Origin of the sequence: Mesorhizobium sp. M0040, assembly GCF_040323505.1 — a bacterium.
Lineage (GTDB): Bacteria > Pseudomonadota > Alphaproteobacteria > Rhizobiales > Rhizobiaceae > Mesorhizobium.
Map to the genome: position 1 here is coordinate 14,996 of NZ_JAMYVA010000006.1, position 18,159 is coordinate 33,154.

21 protein-coding genes are annotated in these 18,159 nt (G+C 63.4%); 6 read left to right on the top strand and 15 right to left on the bottom strand.

Annotation, left to right across the window (positions count from 1 at the left end; genetic code table 11):
• Positions 1-5 precede the first annotated feature (5 nt).
• Positions 6-1,604, top strand: coding sequence for a murein biosynthesis integral membrane protein MurJ (gene murJ / locus NKJ91_RS07515; protein ID WP_352455042.1), 1,599 nt, complete (start codon positions 6-8; stop codon positions 1,602-1,604).
• Here murJ and NKJ91_RS07520 read toward each other — a convergent pair.
• Positions 1,579-1,983, bottom strand: a complete 405-nt coding sequence (locus tag NKJ91_RS07520) for a type II toxin-antitoxin system VapC family toxin (protein WP_352455043.1) — start codon at positions 1,981-1,983, stop codon at positions 1,579-1,581. The two genes, murJ and NKJ91_RS07520, sit on opposite strands and share 26 nt — an antisense overlap.
• Positions 1,983-2,228 carry a type II toxin-antitoxin system VapB family antitoxin gene (locus NKJ91_RS07525; protein ID WP_023676383.1) on the bottom strand — a complete coding sequence of 82 codons (246 nt, stop codon included), beginning with the start codon at positions 2,226-2,228 and terminating at the stop codon, positions 1,983-1,985. Before NKJ91_RS07525 ends, NKJ91_RS07520 begins: the two co-directional genes overlap by 1 nt.
• 356 nt (positions 2,229-2,584) lie before the next feature.
• Here NKJ91_RS07525 and trpS point away from each other — a divergent pair, with 356 nt between their 5' ends.
• The 3 genes from trpS (at position 2,585) to NKJ91_RS07540 (ending at position 5,046) form a co-directional block, all read left to right on the top strand.
• The gene (trpS, locus tag NKJ91_RS07530) at positions 2,585-3,661 is read left to right on the top strand and encodes a tryptophan--tRNA ligase (protein WP_352455044.1); all 1,077 of its coding nucleotides are present in this window, start codon (positions 2,585-2,587) and stop codon (positions 3,659-3,661) included.
• A 185-nt stretch (positions 3,662-3,846) separates the two neighbouring features.
• Complete coding sequence (locus NKJ91_RS07535; protein WP_023676385.1) at positions 3,847-4,338, top strand: universal stress protein; 492 nt, start codon at positions 3,847-3,849, stop codon at positions 4,336-4,338.
• Positions 4,339-4,476: 138 nt separating this feature from the next.
• Positions 4,477-5,046, top strand: coding sequence for a NifU family protein (locus tag NKJ91_RS07540; RefSeq protein WP_023676386.1), 570 nt, complete (start codon positions 4,477-4,479; stop codon positions 5,044-5,046).
• A gap of 110 nt (positions 5,047-5,156) precedes the next feature.
• Here NKJ91_RS07540 and NKJ91_RS07545 read toward each other — a convergent pair whose 3' ends face one another.
• The 4 genes from NKJ91_RS07545 to NKJ91_RS07560 form a co-directional block, all read right to left on the bottom strand.
• Positions 5,157-5,774: a L,D-transpeptidase gene (locus NKJ91_RS07545; RefSeq protein WP_352448678.1), complete on the bottom strand. Its 618-nt coding sequence runs from the start codon at positions 5,772-5,774 to the stop codon at positions 5,157-5,159.
• Between the two features lie 338 nt (positions 5,775-6,112).
• Complete coding sequence (locus tag NKJ91_RS07550) at positions 6,113-6,238, bottom strand: hypothetical protein (protein WP_352448513.1); 126 nt, start codon at positions 6,236-6,238, stop codon at positions 6,113-6,115.
• A complete protein-coding gene (locus NKJ91_RS07555; protein WP_302893588.1) occupies positions 6,239-6,367 on the bottom strand; it encodes a hypothetical protein in 129 nt (42 codons plus the stop codon).
• A 112-nt stretch (positions 6,368-6,479) separates the two neighbouring features.
• Entirely contained in the window at positions 6,480-6,806 is a 327-nt protein-coding gene (locus NKJ91_RS07560; RefSeq protein ID WP_023717906.1) for a GYD domain-containing protein, read from the bottom strand.
• A gap of 150 nt (positions 6,807-6,956) precedes the next feature.
• On the opposite strand from NKJ91_RS07560, the gene NKJ91_RS07565 reads away from it, so the two are divergent.
• Positions 6,957-7,256: a DUF1330 domain-containing protein gene (locus NKJ91_RS07565; protein ID WP_023717905.1), complete on the top strand. Its 300-nt coding sequence runs from the start codon at positions 6,957-6,959 to the stop codon at positions 7,254-7,256.
• A 648-nt stretch (positions 7,257-7,904) separates the two neighbouring features.
• On the opposite strand, the gene NKJ91_RS07570 is transcribed toward NKJ91_RS07565, so the two are convergent.
• On the bottom strand, positions 7,905-8,249 hold the full coding sequence (locus NKJ91_RS07570; RefSeq protein WP_352455045.1) for a hypothetical protein: 345 nt from the start codon (positions 8,247-8,249) through the stop codon (positions 7,905-7,907).
• Between the two features lie 213 nt (positions 8,250-8,462).
• Between NKJ91_RS07570 and NKJ91_RS07575 the strand changes: the two genes are divergently transcribed.
• A complete protein-coding gene (locus NKJ91_RS07575) occupies positions 8,463-8,963 on the top strand; it encodes an MmcB family DNA repair protein (RefSeq protein ID WP_352455152.1) in 501 nt (166 codons plus the stop codon).
• Between the two features lie 424 nt (positions 8,964-9,387).
• Here the strand turns inward: NKJ91_RS07575 and NKJ91_RS07580 are convergent, their stop codons facing one another.
• The 8 genes from NKJ91_RS07580 to NKJ91_RS07615 all read right to left on the bottom strand — a co-directional run bounded on the left by NKJ91_RS07580 (position 9,388) and on the right by NKJ91_RS07615 (position 18,158).
• Positions 9,388-9,750, bottom strand: coding sequence for a nuclear transport factor 2 family protein (locus tag NKJ91_RS07580; RefSeq protein ID WP_352448516.1), 363 nt, complete (start codon positions 9,748-9,750; stop codon positions 9,388-9,390).
• A gap of 77 nt (positions 9,751-9,827) precedes the next feature.
• The gene (locus NKJ91_RS07585) at positions 9,828-10,301 is read right to left on the bottom strand and encodes a carboxymuconolactone decarboxylase family protein (RefSeq protein WP_352455046.1); all 474 of its coding nucleotides are present in this window, start codon (positions 10,299-10,301) and stop codon (positions 9,828-9,830) included.
• A gap of 110 nt (positions 10,302-10,411) precedes the next feature.
• A complete protein-coding gene (locus NKJ91_RS07590) occupies positions 10,412-11,965 on the bottom strand; it encodes an alpha/beta fold hydrolase (protein WP_352455047.1) in 1,554 nt (517 codons plus the stop codon).
• Positions 11,966-12,071: 106 nt separating this feature from the next.
• Positions 12,072-12,377 carry a formate dehydrogenase subunit delta gene (locus NKJ91_RS07595; RefSeq protein WP_352455048.1) on the bottom strand — a complete coding sequence of 102 codons (306 nt, stop codon included), beginning with the start codon at positions 12,375-12,377 and terminating at the stop codon, positions 12,072-12,074.
• Positions 12,367-13,197, bottom strand: coding sequence for a formate dehydrogenase accessory sulfurtransferase FdhD (gene fdhD, locus NKJ91_RS07600; protein WP_352455049.1), 831 nt, complete (start codon positions 13,195-13,197; stop codon positions 12,367-12,369). The genes NKJ91_RS07595 and fdhD overlap by 11 nt, the downstream gene beginning before the upstream one ends.
• Positions 13,198-13,200: 3 nt before the next feature.
• Positions 13,201-16,113: a formate dehydrogenase subunit alpha gene (gene fdhF, locus NKJ91_RS07605; RefSeq protein WP_352455050.1), complete on the bottom strand. Its 2,913-nt coding sequence runs from the start codon at positions 16,111-16,113 to the stop codon at positions 13,201-13,203.
• Positions 16,114-16,125: 12 nt separating this feature from the next.
• Complete coding sequence (locus tag NKJ91_RS07610) at positions 16,126-17,682, bottom strand: formate dehydrogenase beta subunit (RefSeq protein ID WP_352448522.1); 1,557 nt, start codon at positions 17,680-17,682, stop codon at positions 16,126-16,128.
• Positions 17,679-18,158, bottom strand: a complete 480-nt coding sequence (locus NKJ91_RS07615) for a formate dehydrogenase subunit gamma (protein WP_352448523.1) — start codon at positions 18,156-18,158, stop codon at positions 17,679-17,681. Before NKJ91_RS07615 ends, NKJ91_RS07610 begins: the two co-directional genes overlap by 4 nt.
• Position 18,159 lies beyond the last annotated feature (1 nt).

Below are 18,159 nucleotides of genomic sequence, written 5' to 3' on the forward strand. Positions count from 1 at the left end.
AGCGCATGAGCCTTGTCAAGAAATTCGCCACGGTCGCTTCCGGCACGCTGATGAGCCGCGCCCTCGGTTTCGGCCGCGAGATGCTGATGGCTGCCGCACTCGGCACCGGGCCGATCGCCGACGCCTTCAACGCCGCCTTCCAGTTCCCCAACACCTTTCGCCGGCTGTTTGCCGAAGGCGCTTTCAACGCCGCCTTCGTGCCGCTGTTCGCCAAGGAGATCGAGACGCACGGCACCGACGGCGCCAAGCGCTTTTCCGAAGAGGTGTTCGGCGTCTTGTTCACGGCGCTTCTGGCGCTGACCATCGCCATGGAACTGGCGATGCCGCTGATCGTGCGCTACCTGGTGGCGCCGGGCTTTGCCGACACGCCGGGAAAATTCGAGACGACGGTGGCGCTGGCGACCGTCATGTTCCCCTACCTGATCTGCATGTCGCTCGGCGCCATGATGGCCGGCATGCTGAATTCGCTGCGCCGCTATTTCGCCGCTGCGGTGGCGCCGGTGTTCCTCAACGTCATCCTTATCGCCGTGCTTGCCTTTGCCTGGTACAAGGGTTCGGACGCCCGCACCGTCGGGTTCGGGCTGGCCTGGGGCGTGCTGGCGGCCGGCCTGGTGCAGCTGGCGATCGTCTGGGCGGCGGTGCGCCATGCCGGCATTTCGATCGGCTTCCGGCGGCCGAAGATGACGCCGAACGTCAAGCGGCTGCTGATCCTGGCGCTGCCGGCGGCGATCACCGGCGGCATCACCCAGATCAACCAGCTGATCGGCACGGCGATCGCGTCGGCGCAGGACAGCGCGGTGTCGTCGCTGGCCTATGCCGACCGCGTCTACCAGCTGCCGCTGGGCGTCGTCGGCGTCGCCGTCGCCATCGTGCTTTTGCCGGAACTGTCGCGGGCGCTGAAATCAGGCAATCTGGTCGAGGCCGCCAATCTGCAGAACCGCTCGGTCGAGTTTACCCTTTTCATGACCTTGCCGGCGGCGGCCGCGCTGCTGGTCATGTCCGAGCCGATCGTGCGGCTGGTCTATGAGCGCGGCGCCTTTGCCGCCAACAATTCGACGCCGACGGTCGCGGCAATCCTGGCGATCTTCGGCCTCGGCCTGCCGGCCTTTGTGCTGATCAAGGCGTTCACCCCAGGCTATTTCGCCCGCGAGGACACGCGCACGCCGATGATTTTTGCCGCCATCTCGGTGGCGGTTAACATTACGACGGCGCTGACGCTGTTTCCGACCATGGGCGCGCCCGGCATTGCCGTTGCCTCCGCTGTCGCCGGCTGGGTCAATGCGGCGATGCTGCTCGCCGTGCTGATCCGGCGCGGCCATTGGGGCCGCGACGTGCCGCTCATGAAACGCATCCCGCGGCTGATGCTGTCGGCGGCGGTGATGGCCGCGGCGCTCTATTTTGCCGAACACTGGTTCGCCGCAAGTCTCGGCTCCGGCTCGCCGCTGGTGATCAAGGCGGTAACGCTGCTAGCGCTCGTCGCCGGCGGGGCGCTGCTTTACTTCGTCACCGCCTTCGCCATCGGCGGTGCCGATTTCGGCATGATCCGCCGCAATATCGGGCGCAAGGGCTCCCAGCCGGTCAAGCAACAGTCTCCAGATCCGTGAAGCGGAATTCGTCCGCCGTCGAAAGCATCGGAACGGCGTAGTAGCGCGCGCAAGCGTAGTGGAAACAGTCGGCCATGTTCAGGCGGCCAGCGTTGTTGCGAAACCGCGACGCAGCCTCGACTGACAGAGATGCTGCGTCAGAGGGAGGCGGAAGCTCCCGCAAGGTGATTCCACGCTCTTCGAGAAAACGGCTGACTATCTTGAAGCTTGTGGCGACCGGGACGGCTAGCTTTTCCGATCGCGAAAGCGCCATCGCGGCTTCCCAAACCGCGATAGCCGACGTGAACGGAGCCGACGCCTTCATGACCGCCTGCGCGCAGCGCGGGGCTTCGGTCTCGTTGCTCAGTATTGCGACGATAGCGGCTGCATCGATGAACATCAGTCTTCGCCGGACAATTCGTCGTAGACCGAGCGCGGCAGCGGCTTGCGCGCCTGCTCGCTCAGCTCAATACCGAACTCGGCCCGGAGCCGTGCCGCCGTCTCCAGCGGCGTCTCGCGATTGCGCCGGCGCTCCAAGGCTTCGCGCATGGCGATCACGATCGCCTCGGTGATGCCGACACCTTCAAGCCTGGCAAAAGCCCGCGTCAGGCTGTCCGCTTCCTTGTTGTTGATGTTGATCGTCATTGTTTTGCTTCCGCTGTGTAGCAAATATTATGTAGCTATCTACATCAGTCCGTCAATGTGACCCTAAGCCAAATCGAAGCGATTGCCGACGCGAGCTATTTTGTTCTTGCTTTGTGCCGGCAGCTATGCTATTAATGTCGCTATGGTGCTAATTGGCTCCAACGACCCGCCCACCGAGGCGGGTTTTTGTTTCTGGTCGGCGCCATCCCTCAAACAGCCTTCTGTTCGGCCGACGTCAAAGCCTGCGCGCCCTGGCCAACGCCCCTCTTGATCGTCTCCTCGCTCTCGTCCATAAGCGCGCCGTCGCAAGACTTTCGCCGCGCGCGAAACGGCCCTCCACAAGCCAGGGAAACACCATGACCGATCAGCCCGCCTTCAAACCGCTCGTTTTTTCCGGCGTCCAGCCAACCGGCAATCTGCATCTCGGCAATTATCTCGGCGCCATCAAGAAATTCGTCGCCCTGCAGGACACCTCCGACTGTATCTATTGCGTCGTCGATCTGCATTCGCTGACCGCACAGCTCGTCTATGAGGATCTTCAGGACCAGACGCGTTCGATCACCGCGGCGTTTCTCGCCTCGGGCATCGACCCGAAAAAACACATCGTCTTCAACCAGTCGCGGGTGATGCAGCACGCCGAGCTTGCCTGGATCTTCAACTGCGTGGCGCGCATCGGTTGGATGAACCGCATGACGCAGTTCAAGGACAAGGCCGGCAAGGACCGCGAGAACGCCTCGCTCGGCCTGCTTGCCTATCCCTCCCTGATGGCCGCCGACATCCTTGTCTACCGCGCCACCCACGTGCCGGTCGGCGACGACCAGAAGCAGCATCTGGAGCTGACCCGCGACATCGCGCAGAAATTCAACAACGACTTTTCGGACCGCATCGCAGCGCTTGGCGTCGGCGTCGAAATGGAGGTCGGCGAAGAGACGGTGAACGGCTATTTCCCGCTGACCGAGCCGGTCATCGGCGGCCCGGCAGCGCGCATCATGTCGCTGCGCGACGGTTCGAAGAAGATGTCGAAATCCGATCCGTCGGACCTGTCGCGCATCAACCTGACCGACGATGCCGACGCCATCTCGAAGAAAATCCGCAAGGCTAAGACCGACCCGGAGGCTTTGCCCGGCGAACTGGACGGGCTTGCCGGCCGGCCGGAAGCGGAAAACCTCGTCGGCATCTATGCCGGCCTCGCCGAAATCTCGAAAGAGGCGGTGCTGAAGGAATATGGCGGCCAGCAGTTTTCGGTGTTCAAGCCGGCGCTGGCCGACCTTGCGGTGGAAAAGCTGGCGCCGATCGCCGGCGAGATGCGCCGCATCTCCGGCGACCGCGCCTATGTCGACGCGGTGCTGCGCGATGGCGGCGAGCGTGCCGGCACATTGGCCGAAGCGACCATGAAGACCGTGCGCGACATTATCGGCCTGTTGCAAGGCTAATGCATGTCGCGCAAAAGTGTGCAGCGGTTTTGCGATAACGACATGCATAAAACAAGAACCTGAAGCGCGTCGCTGGTCGAACGCATCGCGCTTTAAGCTGCACCAGCATTGCCACAGCCGCCGGTCGCTTGCGGGCGGGCTGTGGCGGTGGCAGATTGCGGCCGAAACCATCGAACAGGGTGAATATGGTCTCCAAACGCCTCAGCCGCGAAGTCGGTCATCGCCGCAAGTTCCTGGCGATCATCGACGATACGCCCGAATGCGAGCGCGCCGTCGCCTACGCCTCGAAGCGGGCGCAAAGCACGGGCGGCGTGCTGGTGCTGCTCTATGTCATCGAGCCGGATGATTTCCAGCACTGGCTGGGCGTCGAGAAGATCATGCGCGAGGAGGCGACCGCCACGGCGCGTGCCGCACTGGACAGCTACGCCAACAAGGTGCGCCAGAAGCTCGGCATCGAGCCGGAACTGGTGGTCCGCGAGGGCAAGCCTACCGAAGAGATCCACAAGCTGATCGAGGAAGACCAGGACATCGCCATTCTGGTGCTGGCGGCAGGCGCCGGCAAGGAAGGCCCAGGGCCGCTGGTCGGCGCGGTCGCCGGCAAGGGCGCCGCCTTTCCGATTCCCGTCACGGTGGTGCCGCAGAACCTGTCGGACGAGGAGATCGACAGCCTCGCCTGAGCGCGCCTCGCGCAAGGCAGGGGTAAAACATTCCGCCTGCCGCTACCGCCGGCGATGCCTTTCGCTTGAATGTCGGGCGGATAAAGCCTAATTAGAATTATTCCAAACTAGCTGCCCGAAACGGGCACGGAGACGGCCATGTTCATCCAGACCGAGTCGACGCCAAACCCGGCGACGCTGAAATTCCTGCCCGGCAAGGAAGTGCTGCAAGAAGGCACCGCCGATTTCCGCGATGCCGACAGTGCCGCGACGGCTTCGCCGCTCGCCGGCCGGCTGTTCGAAATCCCCGGCGTCACCGGCGTCTTCTTCGGCTATGATTTCATCACCGTGACCAAGGACGGCCCCGACTGGCAGCATCTGAAGCCGGCTATCCTCGGCGCCATCATGGAGCATTTCATGTCCGGCGCCCCGGTGATGGCCAAGGCCGGCCCCGCCGCCGAGACCAGCCAGACCGGCGAATTCTACGACAAGGCCGACGAGGAGCTGGTCGTCACCATCAAGGAGCTGCTCGACACGCGGGTGCGCCCGGCGGTGGCCCAGGATGGCGGCGACATCACCTTCCGCGGCTTCGAGAACGGCACCGTGTTCCTGCACATGAAGGGCGCCTGCGCCGGCTGCCCGTCGTCGACGGCGACGCTGAAGCACGGCATCCAGAACCTGCTCCGGCACTTTGTGCCGGAAGTGCAGCATGTCGAACAGGTCTCCTGACGCGACGTTCCATCGTCAACATCGATAGACAACAAAAAACCGGGCCAAAGTGCCCGGTTTTCTGTTTGCGACGTCTGTGTTGTTGCCTAGACGGTCCGCGTATAAGGGTTTTATATCACAATGACCTTGGCGCCGACCGAGGTGCGGTCGTAGAGGTCGATAATGTCCTGGTTCATCAGCCGGATGCAGCCCGACGACATCGCCTTGCCGATCGAATTCCATTCCGGGCTGCCATGCAGGCGATAACCCATGTCGCCGCCCTTGTTGAACAGGTACATGGCGCGCGCGCCGAGCGGGTTCTTCAATCCCGGCTCCATGCCACCGGCAAACTTGGCCAGCTCCGGCTGCCGCTTGATCATCTGCGAAGGCGGTGTCCAGGTCGGCCATTCGCGCTTCAGCGCGATATGGGCGGTGCCGTGCCATTCGAAACCCTCACGGCCGACGCCGATGCCGTAGCGCATCGCTTCGCCGTCGCCCATGACGAAGTAGAGGAACTTGTTCTGCGTATCGACGATGATGGTGCCCGGCTTTTCCCTGGTGTCGTAGTCGACGATCTGTCGGCGGTATTTGAACGGCACCTTTTCGATCGGAACGCGCGGCAAATGATAGCCGGCGTCGGTCACCGCGCCGTAGTTGTTGGTGAAGATCTGCGAGCCGATGGTGCTGCAACCGGCGACAGCCGTCGACAGCGCCAGGGCCGCGACGATTGCAAGTGACTTCATGCGCATGAAAAGGTCCGATGCCTGCCCAAACAACAGCGGCTCGAGTCGGCCGCTTTTTTCATCTTCATTCATGCTGGCATTTGCTTTGCTTGCCAAGCGGGCGATGCCTACATCCTTGGACTTGCGTGCTGGTAAACCTGCGACTATGGCATTTCGGCAACAGCCCCCGCAGGATTATGTTGCAAAATCAATGGGCCAGGAACAAGAACCCCGAGCCGAGGAAATCACTCATGGATGTCGGTGACGCTGCCCGGCGCTCTGGCCTGCGGCCAAGATCATCCGTTGCAACGAGGAGATCGGCCTGAGACGCGGCCGCCGCAAGGGAAAGTCCAGACAGGCCGGGTTTAATAAAGGACGCCGCGAAGCACGGTCCAAGCCAGAAGCCCGAACGTGCCGATCACCACCAATGCACCAAGGACCGTGCCGATCTTTTCAGGCAATCCATCGGGGCGACCAGGATCGTTGGCCATTCAACTATCGATCATGACGTAGGCCGCACCAAACACGGCAACGATAATTGCCCCAAGCACCGCCCAGCCTCTGATGGCCGAGCGGATTTCCTCCGGCGTCGCCGATTTCCGGTCGTCATCTTCCGTCATCTAATGCTCCTCCTAGAATCCGTGGCAGACATTGAAAGCGCAAGCTGCAACGTGCGCCGTCCGAGAGCAAGCGTTCCCCAGCCTTCGACACTCCGCAAAGCGCGGGCGGCGGTCACGATCCCGGCGGGCGGTACCGGATCGACTTCGCTTTGCCAAGCGCGTCCATCGTCTCTTCGACACTTAACAGGACGGTGGTCTCGTACGAGCTGAGCGCGCCTCCCGCACCGATGGCGAGCATGACGGATGCCATCGACACGTTGTCCGGCGCCTCCCATAGGTTCCAGCCATCGTACTCCCCGAAGGCATACCAGAACCCGTGCAGCTTTCCGCCGACCGACTCGATGTAGGAACGGGCAGCCTCGCGTCTATCCTCGGGATTATCCATCAAGCGCGCCCAGGTTTCGGGCCTGTAGCTGAATCGCGTGAGATACATCGGCATGGTTCGTCTCCTCCCAGAGCTGCCCCCACCAAGACAGTTAAGCGCCGCAATCCGGGAGAAGGCGAGTCGTTTCCGAGGCGTAGTACCGCTGGCTTAGTTGCGGGGCCGCTAATAGACCTGTTTCAATGTTTTTTTCAGGGAGTAAGGTCAATGGCCGCGTATCTCATTGCTGATGTAGACATAACCGACGCCGCCGTTTTCGAGGAATACCGCCGGGACGTGCCGGCAACCGAAGCCCGCTATGGGGGGAGGTACATCGCTCGCGGCGGAGCCACCAAAGTTCTGGAGGGCGATTGGGAACCTCATCGCCTCGTCATTGTCGAATTCCCGGACATGGCGTCCCTCCTGGCATGGTACGACTCTCCAGAATACGGCCGCCTCAAAGCCATCCGCGAACGCTGCGCAAAGACGAGAATTATTGCTCTGGAGGGGATGATGCCGGTTAGCTGAGGGCCGGGTCGATGACAATGGCAAATCTAAGTTGCCATATCTGGTGCGGCCCGGCGACGGGACAGGAGCATTCTGATATGAATCAGCAAGCTTTGAACTTGCGGGCGGGAAATGACGGTCAATGATGGGAGGATGGCGCCGGAAGCACTCATTGAACGGGACCTACAAATCAATATGACCCAACACCAGATCGGCAGGCGGTGTTACAGCGTGACCTAGGGTTGTGTCATGGCGTTGAAAATGCCGGCGCCAACTATCGCACATAAGGCTGCGGCCCCAAGCCCTCCCACAATGATGCACCACCAGGCGCGGCCATTTCCCCGAAGCACGGGATTCATTTTTATCATCCGTCGCGCCAGAAGCCCCTGGTAGAGTGCATAAGAAGACCCGAAACCGGCGAGCCAAATGACGGAAAATACGACGCCCCGCGCGAGCATCCTGTTGAGCCTGGTTTGCTCGGCCGTCAAACTCGTATTCTCAGTAGCCATGCTTCGCCACCTTTGTGGTCACGCTATGACCACTCGGGCCTGCAGCGGTGAATATTAGATCAACGGCGACGCCTCGCGAAAACATAGCTCCGTCACCCGTAGGAATTGCATTGCTAACGCGAGCGGCATGCCTTGTGGAAGGGCGGGCCTTTATCGTTTCTCAAAAGGCAATTCTGTACTTTACAAAACGGGAAGGCCTGAAGACGCGGGTAGGTCCTTCTTCGGGGTCGATCACCAGCACAACGTTTTCTGGGTTTTGCCAAGGCAACAACATCACGTAGGCCGCAAAATCGTCTTCAGGGAAATGGTTGAAGCCACCACCGGCTACAAACATTTGCGGGTGCTTGCTGCCGCCAAAGCTATCCTCAACGCTGTTAAGTTGTTGGAAGGGGGCGCGCTCTGCCAGCCATTCCTGTATGCTCTCGAAGAGAATGGGCAGGCCGTTCGGGCTCGATCGATCTTCAGCAGAAGACGTACAAAGCACCACACCGCTCACGACGCTCATTGTGACTCAGCCATTGCCTAACGGGCCTTCTTGCCCGTCTCCAGCCGTTCGAAAGCAGCTTCTTCGTTGTGGAAGTGTGGCTCGAAAAGGACACTCATAACCCGGATTCCTACTGTGGATTCAAGGTATCAGGCACATCGCCGTGTTTGTAAAGTGCTTAATCGCCCGCAAAAACCGGTTCAAACCGTGAACAAAATCTGGCATGGTGCCGCCATGCCGATCATCTCACCGATTCCCCTCAATCCGCTCATCGACGGCCGCCAGTCGGAGCGCGCCATGCTGGTCAGGCGTGGCGTGCAGCGGCTGCTCAAGCAGATGGGCGCGCATGTTTTGCCCGAACTGTCGCTGGCCACCGGGCGCCGCGCCGATCTCGTGGCGCTGACCCGCCACGGCGACATCTGGATCATCGAGATCAAGTCCTCGATCGAGGATTTCAGGGTCGACCGCAAATGGCCGGACTACCGGCTGCATTCCGACCGTTTCTTCTTCGCCACCCATCCCGGCGTGCCTTCAGAAATTTTTCCGCAGGAATGCGGCTTCATTCTCTCCGACGGTTACGGCGCCGAGATTTTGCGCGATGCGCCCGAGCACCGCATGGCGGCGGCAACGCGCAAGGCGCTGATGCTGAGGATCGCACGCGCCGGTGCGTCGCGGCTGCTGGCGGCGGAGCTTGCCGGCGTGTCGGTGCCCGCGCTGGACGGCGAGAGCGAATAGAGGTTTGCGCTCTCCGTACTTATAGACGTCGCGCTGCCCCTCATCCGGCTGCCGCCACCTTCTCCCCGTAAGTGACGGGGAGAAGGGAGTAAGCCGGACTGCTATTCCACGATGCGGTAGATGTTCCACAGGCTGGTGCCCGACACGACATAGGGCTCCATTTCCTTGCCCCATTTGGCGTGCGCGGCGATCTTGCCGATCCTGGCGAAGAACGCCTCCAACTGGCGAGGCTTTCGACCTGCTGGTGGGACTCGACCGTCGCTTCCCGCGCGCCGATCGATCCGGTCATGGTCTGGAACTTGAGGTCGTCGAGACCGACCTGCGTGCCGATCTCGCGTTCTCATTCTTTAACAGTTCGAGCACGGTCTGCTTGTGGCCGAACTTGGCGTCGATCTGCCATCTGGCACTGAACATCGCCGCCTCCTTATTCGTCCCAGGCCTGCACGACCGTCTGCCGTGCGATCTGGCCGTTCTTCAGCTCCAGCATCGCCGCGCAGAATACCTTGGTCCCGTCCGGATAGGAGCAGGCCTGGGTGAAGGCGAGATTGTTGCCGTCGGCGATGGTGGTGTCGACCTTGTGGGTCATCGCCCGGCTGCAGATGTCGTCCCAGAACGTGGTGATCGCTGCGCGCCCGCGGATTTCGCGCGGCTTGCTCGGCGGGTTGTTGCGGTCGATCACCCGCACCAATGCGTCGTCGGCATAGAAGCTCGCCAGCAATTTTCCATCACGGCCCTCAATCGCCTTCTTGATCGCAGCGCCGTCTATCGTCTGTGTCTTGGTCAGCATTTTTTCCTCCATAGGCCCGTCTTCACCGGGCGTTCAATTGATCAGAACCGCCCGGCGCTCATAGACGGGCAGGTGGTTCACTGCGACTTCGCCTTGACGGCCGCGAACACCTCGTCGGACTGCTTCTTGAAAGTGGCGAGATCGACCTGGCTGCCGTTGAGCATCGTCGACCAGTGGCGCACGATCGCCGCCATCGCCACCGCCTCCTTGATCTCCTCGTCGCTGGCGCCATTGAGCTTGGCCGCCTGCGTGTGGAAATAGATGCAGTACTGGCAGGGGATCTGCGAGGCGACGGCGAGGCCCATCAATTCCTTGGTCTTGCCGTCGAGCGCGGTGTTCGGGTTGAGCTGCACGCCCTTGATCTCGGCCCAGGCGCCGGCAACGGCGACATCCGGCAGCGTCTTGAACATGTCCGGCACCAAGCCGAGCGTTGCCTGGATGTCCTTGTAGGCAGCGGTCGCTGAGGCGTCTTCGGCCTTGGCAGGAACGATCGCCAACAGCGCGCCAACGCCTGCCGCCAGCACCAGTGATTTGAGTGTCGACTTCAGCATTTTATTCCTCCCTTCGCAGCGCCTTCCCGGCGACATCCGCCTGGCCTGCATGGGACGAAGTGATAGCGCTTACGCATGCCTGGCCGCTTCGTCCGAAAGCGCCATGGCTCCTATGGCCCGTGCGGGCCAGCGTGCCGGGCCGAGAACGCCGCCGCCGCCGCCCGCGACGGCAGGTCCAGCTTGAGCAGAATATTGGCGACGTGGCGCTTGACGGTGTGTTCGCTCAGCCCGAGTTCGGCGGCGATCGCGGCATTGCTCTTGCCATCGGCGATGAGGTTCACCACCTCGCTTTCGCGCGCCGTCAGTGCGGCCGGCTCGGCAGCCTTGGCCTTCGGCCGGCAGGCCGGCTCCAGATGCTGTTCCGAGGTCGCCTGCACCAGCGCCAGCGGCTCATCCAGCTCGTCAAGCGCGATGCGCCCGGCGTCATTGAAATGAAGGCCTGAACCGGCGGCGAGGTCGGCGACCAGCCGCGAAGCGAGGATGTCGCCGCGCCCGGCATGCGCGGCAAGCTGCATCGTCACGCGCGCCGTCAACCCCGTCGGCGGCCCACGCAACTCGACCTCGCCGACATGCACGCCCTGCGCGCTGGCGATGCCGATCTCCTGCGCCGCATCGCGCAGCGCCGCCGCGCAGCGTACGGCCCGCGCCGGGCCGTCGAAGCGCGCCATCATCAGCTCGCCATGCGTGCCGGCCGGGCGGCCGCCATGGCGCCCGACCAGCAGCCGCCATGTTTCCTGAAAACGCTGGCTGCGCTCGCTCCACATGCGGTCGCCAAGCCGCGCCGTGTCGTAGATCCGGGTGACCAGCAGTGCAGCCAGCACGCGCTCGGCCTCGGCAACGGCGCGCGCTCCGGTCAGGAATTCCTCGATCACATCGGCCACCCGGTCGACATCGCCGGTCCAGATCGGGTGGTCGCGCCCGGCCACCTCGACCAGCCGCGAATTCGGGATCTTCCTGGCCAGGAAGCGGCTGGCCTCCGGGTCGACGCGCGCATCGTTGCGGCGATGGACCAGCAGCGTCGGTGCGCTGATCGCCGCCAGCACGCCGCGCACGTCGATAGCTGCATTCATGCGGGCCAGGGCGATTGCCGCGGTCGGGCTCGCCGACAGCCGCTCGAAGCGCGCCCACCATGTGGCGAAACGCGGATCGTCGACGCGGCCGGGCGCGAAATGCGGCAGGGTGGCGCCGGTGCCCCATGCGGTCTCCGCCGTCGCGATGAACGCCTCAAGGCGTTCCGGCGGCATCACCCATTTGTGGAAATGCGCATAGCCGCCATAAAGCGCCAGCGCCCGCGTCCGCTCCGGGTAGGTGGCGGCGAACAGCATTGCCATCGGCGCGCCTTCCGAAGCGCCGAGCAAGGCGGCGCGGCCGCTGCCGGTCGCATCCATCACCGCGCGTACATCGTCCATGCGGGTTTCGAGGCTGGGCAGATGGTGGGCATCGACGCGATCGGACAGACCGGTGCCGCGCTTGTCGAACAGGATCAGCCGCGAGAACGCGGAAAGCCGCTTCAACAGCCGGGTGTAGCCCTCGTCTTCCCAGTGCAGGTCGAGATTGGAAATGAAACCCGGCACGAAGACGAGATCGAGCGATCCCTGGCCGACCACCTGATAGGCGATCCGCACGTCGCCACTGAGCGCGTATCGAGTTTCGATCGGCCTCACGAGGTTTGTCCGCCCGACCCGACGATTTCCTGTCGCCGATCATAGCAGAGGCGCGTAGCTTGCGGCAGATGAAACCTTAGAGCGAGTGAATATAGGCCGGCGGCGGCTACTTCTGTGACGCGGCGGTCTCGGTGTTCGCTCCGCCGACGCTAAAACCTGCGTCCTCCGGCGCGCCCGGCCGCTTGATGTGTGGCGCGGCCGCGACGACAAGCTCGTTGAACCCTTCGCCGCCGCTGTCAAGCATCTCGAACAATTGCCGGCGCATCCTCGGCTCCCAGAACTTGTTGATGTGCTCGGCGACGCCGGCAATGCCTTGCTCGCGCGGCTTGGAGTGGAAAAAGGCGGCGATCTGGTTGGCCATGCGAACCAGCTTTTCGCTGGTGCTCATGAGGTGGCCCTCGTCATGCGACATGCTTGGCAACTCCGGAAACCACTCGGTCAGGATGGGTGAAAATATCGAAATCGTCGCCGCGCACCAGCGCCACCAGCGTCATGCCGGAATCGTCCGCGGTGCGGATGGCAAGTGCGGTCGGCGCCGAGACGGCAATGATGACGGCCGAGCCGATCGCCGCGGTCTTCTGCACCATCTCGACCGAAACGCGCGACGTGACGACGACGGCCCCCGACCTGCCGTCGATACCGGCTTTGGCCAGCGCGCCAGCCAGCTTGTCCAGCGCGTTATGGCGGCCGACATCCTCGCGCGCCATGACGATGCCCTTGCCGGGAAGGTAAAAACCGGCGGCGTGGACGGCACCGGTCTCGGCGTGCAGCGGCTGCAGCTTCGACAAAAGCTTGACCGAGCGGACGATGTCATCGGCCTGAAGTGTAAGTTGCGACGCACCGACCGGGTTTACCGAGCGCATTGCCTCCTCGATGGATTCGATGCCGCACAGCCCGCAGCCGACCGGGCCGGCCAGCCGTCTGCGACGCGCTTCGAAGCGGGTGTTGGCGCTGTCCTTCAGCCGGATCTGGATATCGATGCCGGCGCCGTGATCCTCGACCTCGATCGCTTCGATTTCGTCCGGCGAGGCAATGATGCCTTCGGTCAGCGAGAAGCCGAGCGCGAAATCCTCGAAATCAGCCGGGCTTGCCATCATCACCGCATGCGTGGTGCCGGCAAAGGAGAACGCCACCGGCGTCTCTTCCGGCACCATGCGGTTGGCGGCCGCAGTGCCGCCGGCGCGGCGCGCGAGGCGCGAGATCTGCGCAATGGCTTTGCGGCGCGCGGTCAAGGACTACTCCGCCGCTTCCAACTTCGCGATGCGGCGGCTTTGCTTTGCCTGCTCGTCATAGTCGCGCTGCCATTCCGACGGGCCGTTGGATGCACCCACCTGCACCGCGGTCACCTTGTATTCCGGGCAGTTGGTCGCCCAGTCGGAGAAGTCGGTGGTGATGACGTTGGCCTGGGTGTCGGGATGGTGGAAGGTCGTATAGACGACGCCCGGCGACACCCGCTCGGTGATCAGCGCGCGCAGCGTCGTCTCGCCGGAGCGGCTGGTCAGCCGCACCCAGTCGCCGTCGCGCAGGCCGCGATTTTCGGCATCGTGCGGATGGATCTCCAGCCGGTCCTCGCTATGCCAGACCACATTGTCGGTGCGCCGGGTCTGCGCGCCGACATTGTATTGCGACAGGATGCGGCCGGTGGTCAGCAGCAGCGGGAAGCGCGGTCCGGTCCTTTCGTCGGTCGCGACGTATTCGGTGCGGATGAACTTGCCCTTGCCGCGCACGAAGCCGCCGATATGCATGATCGGCGTGCCTTCCGGCGACTTCTCGTTGCAGGGCCACTGCACCGAGCCCACCCGGTCGAGAAGGTCGAAGGAAACGCCGGCGAAACTTGGTGTTGTCTTGGCGATCTCGTCCATGATCTGGGACGGATGCGTGTAGTTCCAGCCGAGGCCGAGCGCCTTGGCGAGCTCCTGCGTCGCTTCCCAGTCGGCATAGCCGCATTTCGGCTCCATTACCTTGCGCACCATGTTGATGCGGCGCTCGGCATTGGTGAAGGTGCCGTCCTTCTCGAGGAACGTCGAGCCGGGCAGGAACACATGCGCGTAGTTGGCCGTCTCGTTGAGAAAGAGGTCGTGCACGACGACGCATTCCATCGCGGCGAGACCGGCGGCGACATGCTTGGTGTCGGGGTCCGACTGCAGGATGTCCTCGCCCTGCACATAGAGCCCCTTGAACGAGCCGTCGACGGCCGCATCCAGCATATTGGGGATGCGCAGGCCGGGCTCGTCGTCGAGCTTGACGCCCCACAGGCTCTCATAGATGGCGCGCACCGCGTCGCCTGAAATGTGGCGATAGCCGGGAAGCTCGTGCGGGAACGAGCCCATGTCGCAGGAGCCCTGCACATTGTTCTGGCCGCGCAGCGGGTTCACGCCGACGCCCGGCCGGCCGATATTGCCGGTCGCCATGGCGAGGTTGGCAATGGCGATGACGGTGGTCGAGCCCTGGCTGTGCTCGGTCACGCCGAGCCCGTAATAGATCGCGCCGTTACCGCCGCGGGCGTAGAGCCGCGCCGCGCCGCGTATGTCGTCGGGATCGACATTTGCAAGCTGGCCGACCACTTCCGGGCTGTTTTCCGGCAGCGCCACGAACGATGCCCAGTCCTGGAACTCGTCCCAGTCGCAGCGCTCGCGGATGAAGGCCTCGTCGAACAGGCCCTCGGTGACGATGACATGGGCAAGTGCGGTCAGCATGGCGACGTTGGTGCCCGGCTTCAGCGGCAGATGGAACTGCGCCTCGACGTGGGCCGAGCGCACGATGTCGGTGCGGCGCGGATCGAGCACGATCAGCTTGGCGCCCTCGCGCATGCGCTTCTTCATGCGCGAGGCGAACACCGGATGCGCATCGGTCGGATTGGCGCCGATCAGCAGGATCACGTCCGTCTGCTCGATCGAATCGAAGTCCTGCGTGCCGGCGGAGGTTCCGAAGGTCTGGCCGAGACCATAGCCGGTCGGCGAATGGCAGACGCGGGCGCAGGTATCGACATTGTTGTTGCGGAAGCCCTGCCGGACAAGCTTCTGGACGAGGTAGGTCTCCTCGTTGGTGCAGCGCGAGGAGGTGATGCCGCCGATCGAGGTGCGGCCGTACTGGTACTGGATGCGGCGGAATTCATTCGCCGTATGGGTGAGCGCCTCTTCCCACGACACTTCGCGCCACGGATCGCCGACCTTCTCGCGGATCATTGGTTTCAGGATACGGTCCTTGTGCGTCGCGTAGCCATAGGCGAAGCGGCCCTTGACGCAGGAGTGGCCGTGATTGGCCTTGCCTGCCTTGTAGGGCATCATGCGGATGACCTCGTCGCCCTTGACCTCGGCCTTGAACGAGCAGCCGACGCCGCAATAGGCGCAGGTGGTGACGGTCGAGCGCTCGGGAAGGCCTTTCGCCAGCACGGTCTTTTCCCTCAGCGCATCGGTCGGGCAGGCCTGCACGCAGGCCCCGCACGACACGCATTCGGAATCGACGAACGCCTCGTGCATGCCGGCCGAGACCCTGGATTCGAAGCCGCGGCCCTCGATGGTCAGCGCGAACGTGCCCTGCACCTCCTCACAGGCGCGCACGCAGCGCGAGCAGACGATGCACTGCGTCGGATCGTAGGTGAAATACGGGTTCGATTCATCGCGGGCGATGTAATCGATGGTCAGCGAGCCATGGCCGGGCGCCACGCCGTTTTCCTGCTTGACGTGGTTGCGGCCGTCCACGCCATAGCGGTTCTCGGTCAGGCCGACCGTCCTGACGATCTTGTCGAACTCGCTGGCGCCAGTGCCGGCCTTCTCGCCCCATGCGACAGGATGGTCGGAGACGTAGAGTTCCATCACGCCGCGGCGAACGGCGTCTAGCCGGTCGCTCTGCGTATGCACGACCATGCCTTCGCCGACCGGCGTCGTGCATGAGGCCGGCGTGCCGCCGCGCCCGTCGATCTCGACGAGGCAGACCCGGCAGGAGCCGAACGAGTCCAGCATGTCGGTGGCGCAGAGTTTCGGGATTTCGACGCCCGCTTCCATCGAAGCGCGCATGATCGAGGTACCGGCCGGCACCGTTATCGACTTGCCGTCGACGGTCAGCGTCACTTGCTGCTCGGCTTCAGAGGCGGGTGTGCCGTAGTCGATTTCCTGGACCAGCGATTTGATGTCGAATGCCGCGTTCATACCTGTCCGCTCCTATTCCGCTGCTTCGGCGACCGGCGTCGGCCGAAAGTCGTCCGGGAAATGGTTGAGTGCACTCATCACTGGATATGGGGTGAAGCCGCCGAGAGCGCAAAGCGAGCCGAACTTCATCGTGTTGCAAAGGTCGGTGACCAGCGCGATCTGCTTTTCCGGTTCGACGTTCTGGGCGAGCCGGTCCAGCACCTCGACACCGCGCGTCGAGCCGATGCGGCACGGCGTGCACTTGCCGCAGCTCTCGATGGCGCAGAATTCCATGGCAAAGCGTGCCTGCTTCAGCATGTCGGCGCTGTCGTCGAAAACGACGATGCCGGCATGGCCGATCAGCCCGTCCTTGGCGGCAAACGCTTCGTAGTCGAACGGCGTGTCGAACAGCGCGCGCGGGAAATAGGCGCCGAGCGGGCCACCCACCTGCACCGCTTTGACCGGGCGTCCCGTCGCCGTGCCGCCGCCGATATCGTCGACGATCTCGCCCAGCGTCATGCCGAACGCCGCCTCGTAGAGACCGGGATACTTGACGTTGCCGGCAATCTGGATCGGGATGGTGCCGCGTGAACGGCCCATGCCGAAATCCTTGTAGAAGGCGGCGCCCTTGTCCATGATCACCGGCACCGAGGCCAGCGAGATGACGTTGTTGATCACTGTCGGCTTGCCGAACAGGCCCTTGTGCGCCGGCAGCGGCGGCTTGGCCCGCACCTGTCCGCGCTTGCCTTCGAGGCTGTCGAGCAGGGCGGTTTCCTCGCCGCAAACATAGGCGCCGGCGCCGACGCGCACTTCCATGTCGAATGAATTGGCCGAGCCGAGCACATTGACGCCGAGCACGCCGGCCTTGCGGGCGATCTCGACGGCCTTCTGCATCACCGCCACCGCGTGCGGATATTCGGAGCGGATATAGATAAAGCCCTTGGTCGCGCCGGTGGCGATGCCGGCGATCGCCATGCCTTCGATCAGCACGAAGGGGTCGCCTTCCATGATCATGCGGTCGGCGAACGTGCCGGAATCGCCTTCATCGGCATTGCAGACGATGTATTTGCGGTCGGCCGACGTATCGAGCACAGTTTTCCATTTGATGCCAGTCGGGAAGCCGGCGCCGCCACGACCGCGCAGCCCGGACTCGGTCACCTGCTTGACGACCTCGGCCGGCGTCATCGCCACTGCATTCTGCAGGCCCTTCAGCCCGCCATGCGCCTTGTAGTGATCGAGCGACAGCGGATCGGTGACGCCGCAGCGCGCAAAGGTCAGCCGCGTCTGCCTGGCAAGGAACGGGATCTTGTCCGGTGCGCCCAGCCAGCGCTTGTGGTGGCCGCCGGTGAGAAAGCCGCAGTCGAACAGGCTTTTGACGTCGGAGGGCTTCACCGGCCCATAGGCGACGCGGCCACTAGCTGTTGCCACTTCGACCATCGGCTCGAGGAAATAGGCGCCGCGCGAGCCGTTGCGCACGATCTTGGCCTCGATGCCGCGCTCGGCCAGTTCCGCCCGAATCGCCTTGGCGACCTTTTCCGCGCCGAGCGCCAGCGCGCCGGAATCGCCGGGAATATAGATACGCGGGATCATGAGCGCACCTCGGCAACGATCTCGTTGAGCTTTTCGTCGTCGAGCCGACCGATCACCTCCCCGTCCAGCATCGCCGACGGTGAGCAGGCGCAAAGGCCGAGGCAATAGACCGGCTCCAGCGTCACCGAACCGTCACGGGTTGTCTCGTGGAAGCCGATGCCCAGCAATGATTTGAGCTTGGCGGCGATCGCATCCGAACCCATCGACTGGCAGGCTTCCGCCTGGCAGAGCTTCAGCACATGGCGGCCAGCCGGCTGGCTGCGATAATCGTGATAGAAGGTCACGACGCCGTGCACCTCGGCCCTGGAGATGTTCAGCGCCTCGGCGATGACCGGAAGCGCGTCCTGCGGCACATAACCGAACTCTTCCTGGATGCCGTGCAGGATCGGCAGCAGCGGGCCTTCGAGGCCTTTCAGCTCGTGGATGATCGCCGCGGTGCGCGATGCGATCTCGGTACTTGCAGGCTGCATCGTCATG

What these genes read in the sequence shown, in the direction of transcription:
- NKJ91_RS07570 (WP_352455045.1), bottom strand. Translation starts at nt 8,249, where the DNA reads ATGAGCGTCGTGAGCGGTGTGGTGCTTTGTACGTCTTCTGCTGAAGAT.
- NKJ91_RS07540 (WP_023676386.1), top strand. Translation starts at nt 4,477, where the DNA reads ATGTTCATCCAGACCGAGTCGACGCCAAACCCGGCGACGCTGAAATTC.
- NKJ91_RS07615 (WP_352448523.1), bottom strand. Translation starts at nt 18,158, where the DNA reads ATGACGATGCAGCCTGCAAGTACCGAGATCGCATCGCGCACCGCGGCG.
- NKJ91_RS07525 (WP_023676383.1), bottom strand. Translation starts at nt 2,228, where the DNA reads ATGACGATCAACATCAACAACAAGGAAGCGGACAGCCTGACGCGGGCT.
- NKJ91_RS07555 (WP_302893588.1), bottom strand. Translation starts at nt 6,367, where the DNA reads ATGACGGAAGATGACGACCGGAAATCGGCGACGCCGGAGGAAATCCGC.
- NKJ91_RS07520 (WP_352455043.1), bottom strand. Translation starts at nt 1,983, where the DNA reads ATGTTCATCGATGCAGCCGCTATCGTCGCAATACTGAGCAACGAGACC.
- NKJ91_RS07575 (WP_352455152.1), top strand. Translation starts at nt 8,463, where the DNA reads ATGCCGATCATCTCACCGATTCCCCTCAATCCGCTCATCGACGGCCGC.
- NKJ91_RS07565 (WP_023717905.1), top strand. Translation starts at nt 6,957, where the DNA reads ATGGCCGCGTATCTCATTGCTGATGTAGACATAACCGACGCCGCCGTT.
- trpS (WP_352455044.1), top strand. Translation starts at nt 2,585, where the DNA reads ATGACCGATCAGCCCGCCTTCAAACCGCTCGTTTTTTCCGGCGTCCAG.
- NKJ91_RS07560 (WP_023717906.1), bottom strand. Translation starts at nt 6,806, where the DNA reads ATGCCGATGTATCTCACGCGATTCAGCTACAGGCCCGAAACCTGGGCG.
- NKJ91_RS07585 (WP_352455046.1), bottom strand. Translation starts at nt 10,301, where the DNA reads ATGCTGAAGTCGACACTCAAATCACTGGTGCTGGCGGCAGGCGTTGGC.
- NKJ91_RS07610 (WP_352448522.1), bottom strand. Translation starts at nt 17,682, where the DNA reads ATGATCCCGCGTATCTATATTCCCGGCGATTCCGGCGCGCTGGCGCTC.
- NKJ91_RS07545 (WP_352448678.1), bottom strand. Translation starts at nt 5,774, where the DNA reads ATGCGCATGAAGTCACTTGCAATCGTCGCGGCCCTGGCGCTGTCGACG.
- NKJ91_RS07550 (WP_352448513.1), bottom strand. Translation starts at nt 6,238, where the DNA reads ATGGCCAACGATCCTGGTCGCCCCGATGGATTGCCTGAAAAGATCGGC.
- NKJ91_RS07535 (WP_023676385.1), top strand. Translation starts at nt 3,847, where the DNA reads ATGGTCTCCAAACGCCTCAGCCGCGAAGTCGGTCATCGCCGCAAGTTC.
- fdhF (WP_352455050.1), bottom strand. Translation starts at nt 16,113, where the DNA reads ATGAACGCGGCATTCGACATCAAATCGCTGGTCCAGGAAATCGACTAC.
- NKJ91_RS07580 (WP_352448516.1), bottom strand. Translation starts at nt 9,750, where the DNA reads ATGCTGACCAAGACACAGACGATAGACGGCGCTGCGATCAAGAAGGCG.
- murJ (WP_352455042.1), top strand. Translation starts at nt 6, where the DNA reads ATGAGCCTTGTCAAGAAATTCGCCACGGTCGCTTCCGGCACGCTGATG.
- NKJ91_RS07595 (WP_352455048.1), bottom strand. Translation starts at nt 12,377, where the DNA reads ATGTCGCATGACGAGGGCCACCTCATGAGCACCAGCGAAAAGCTGGTT.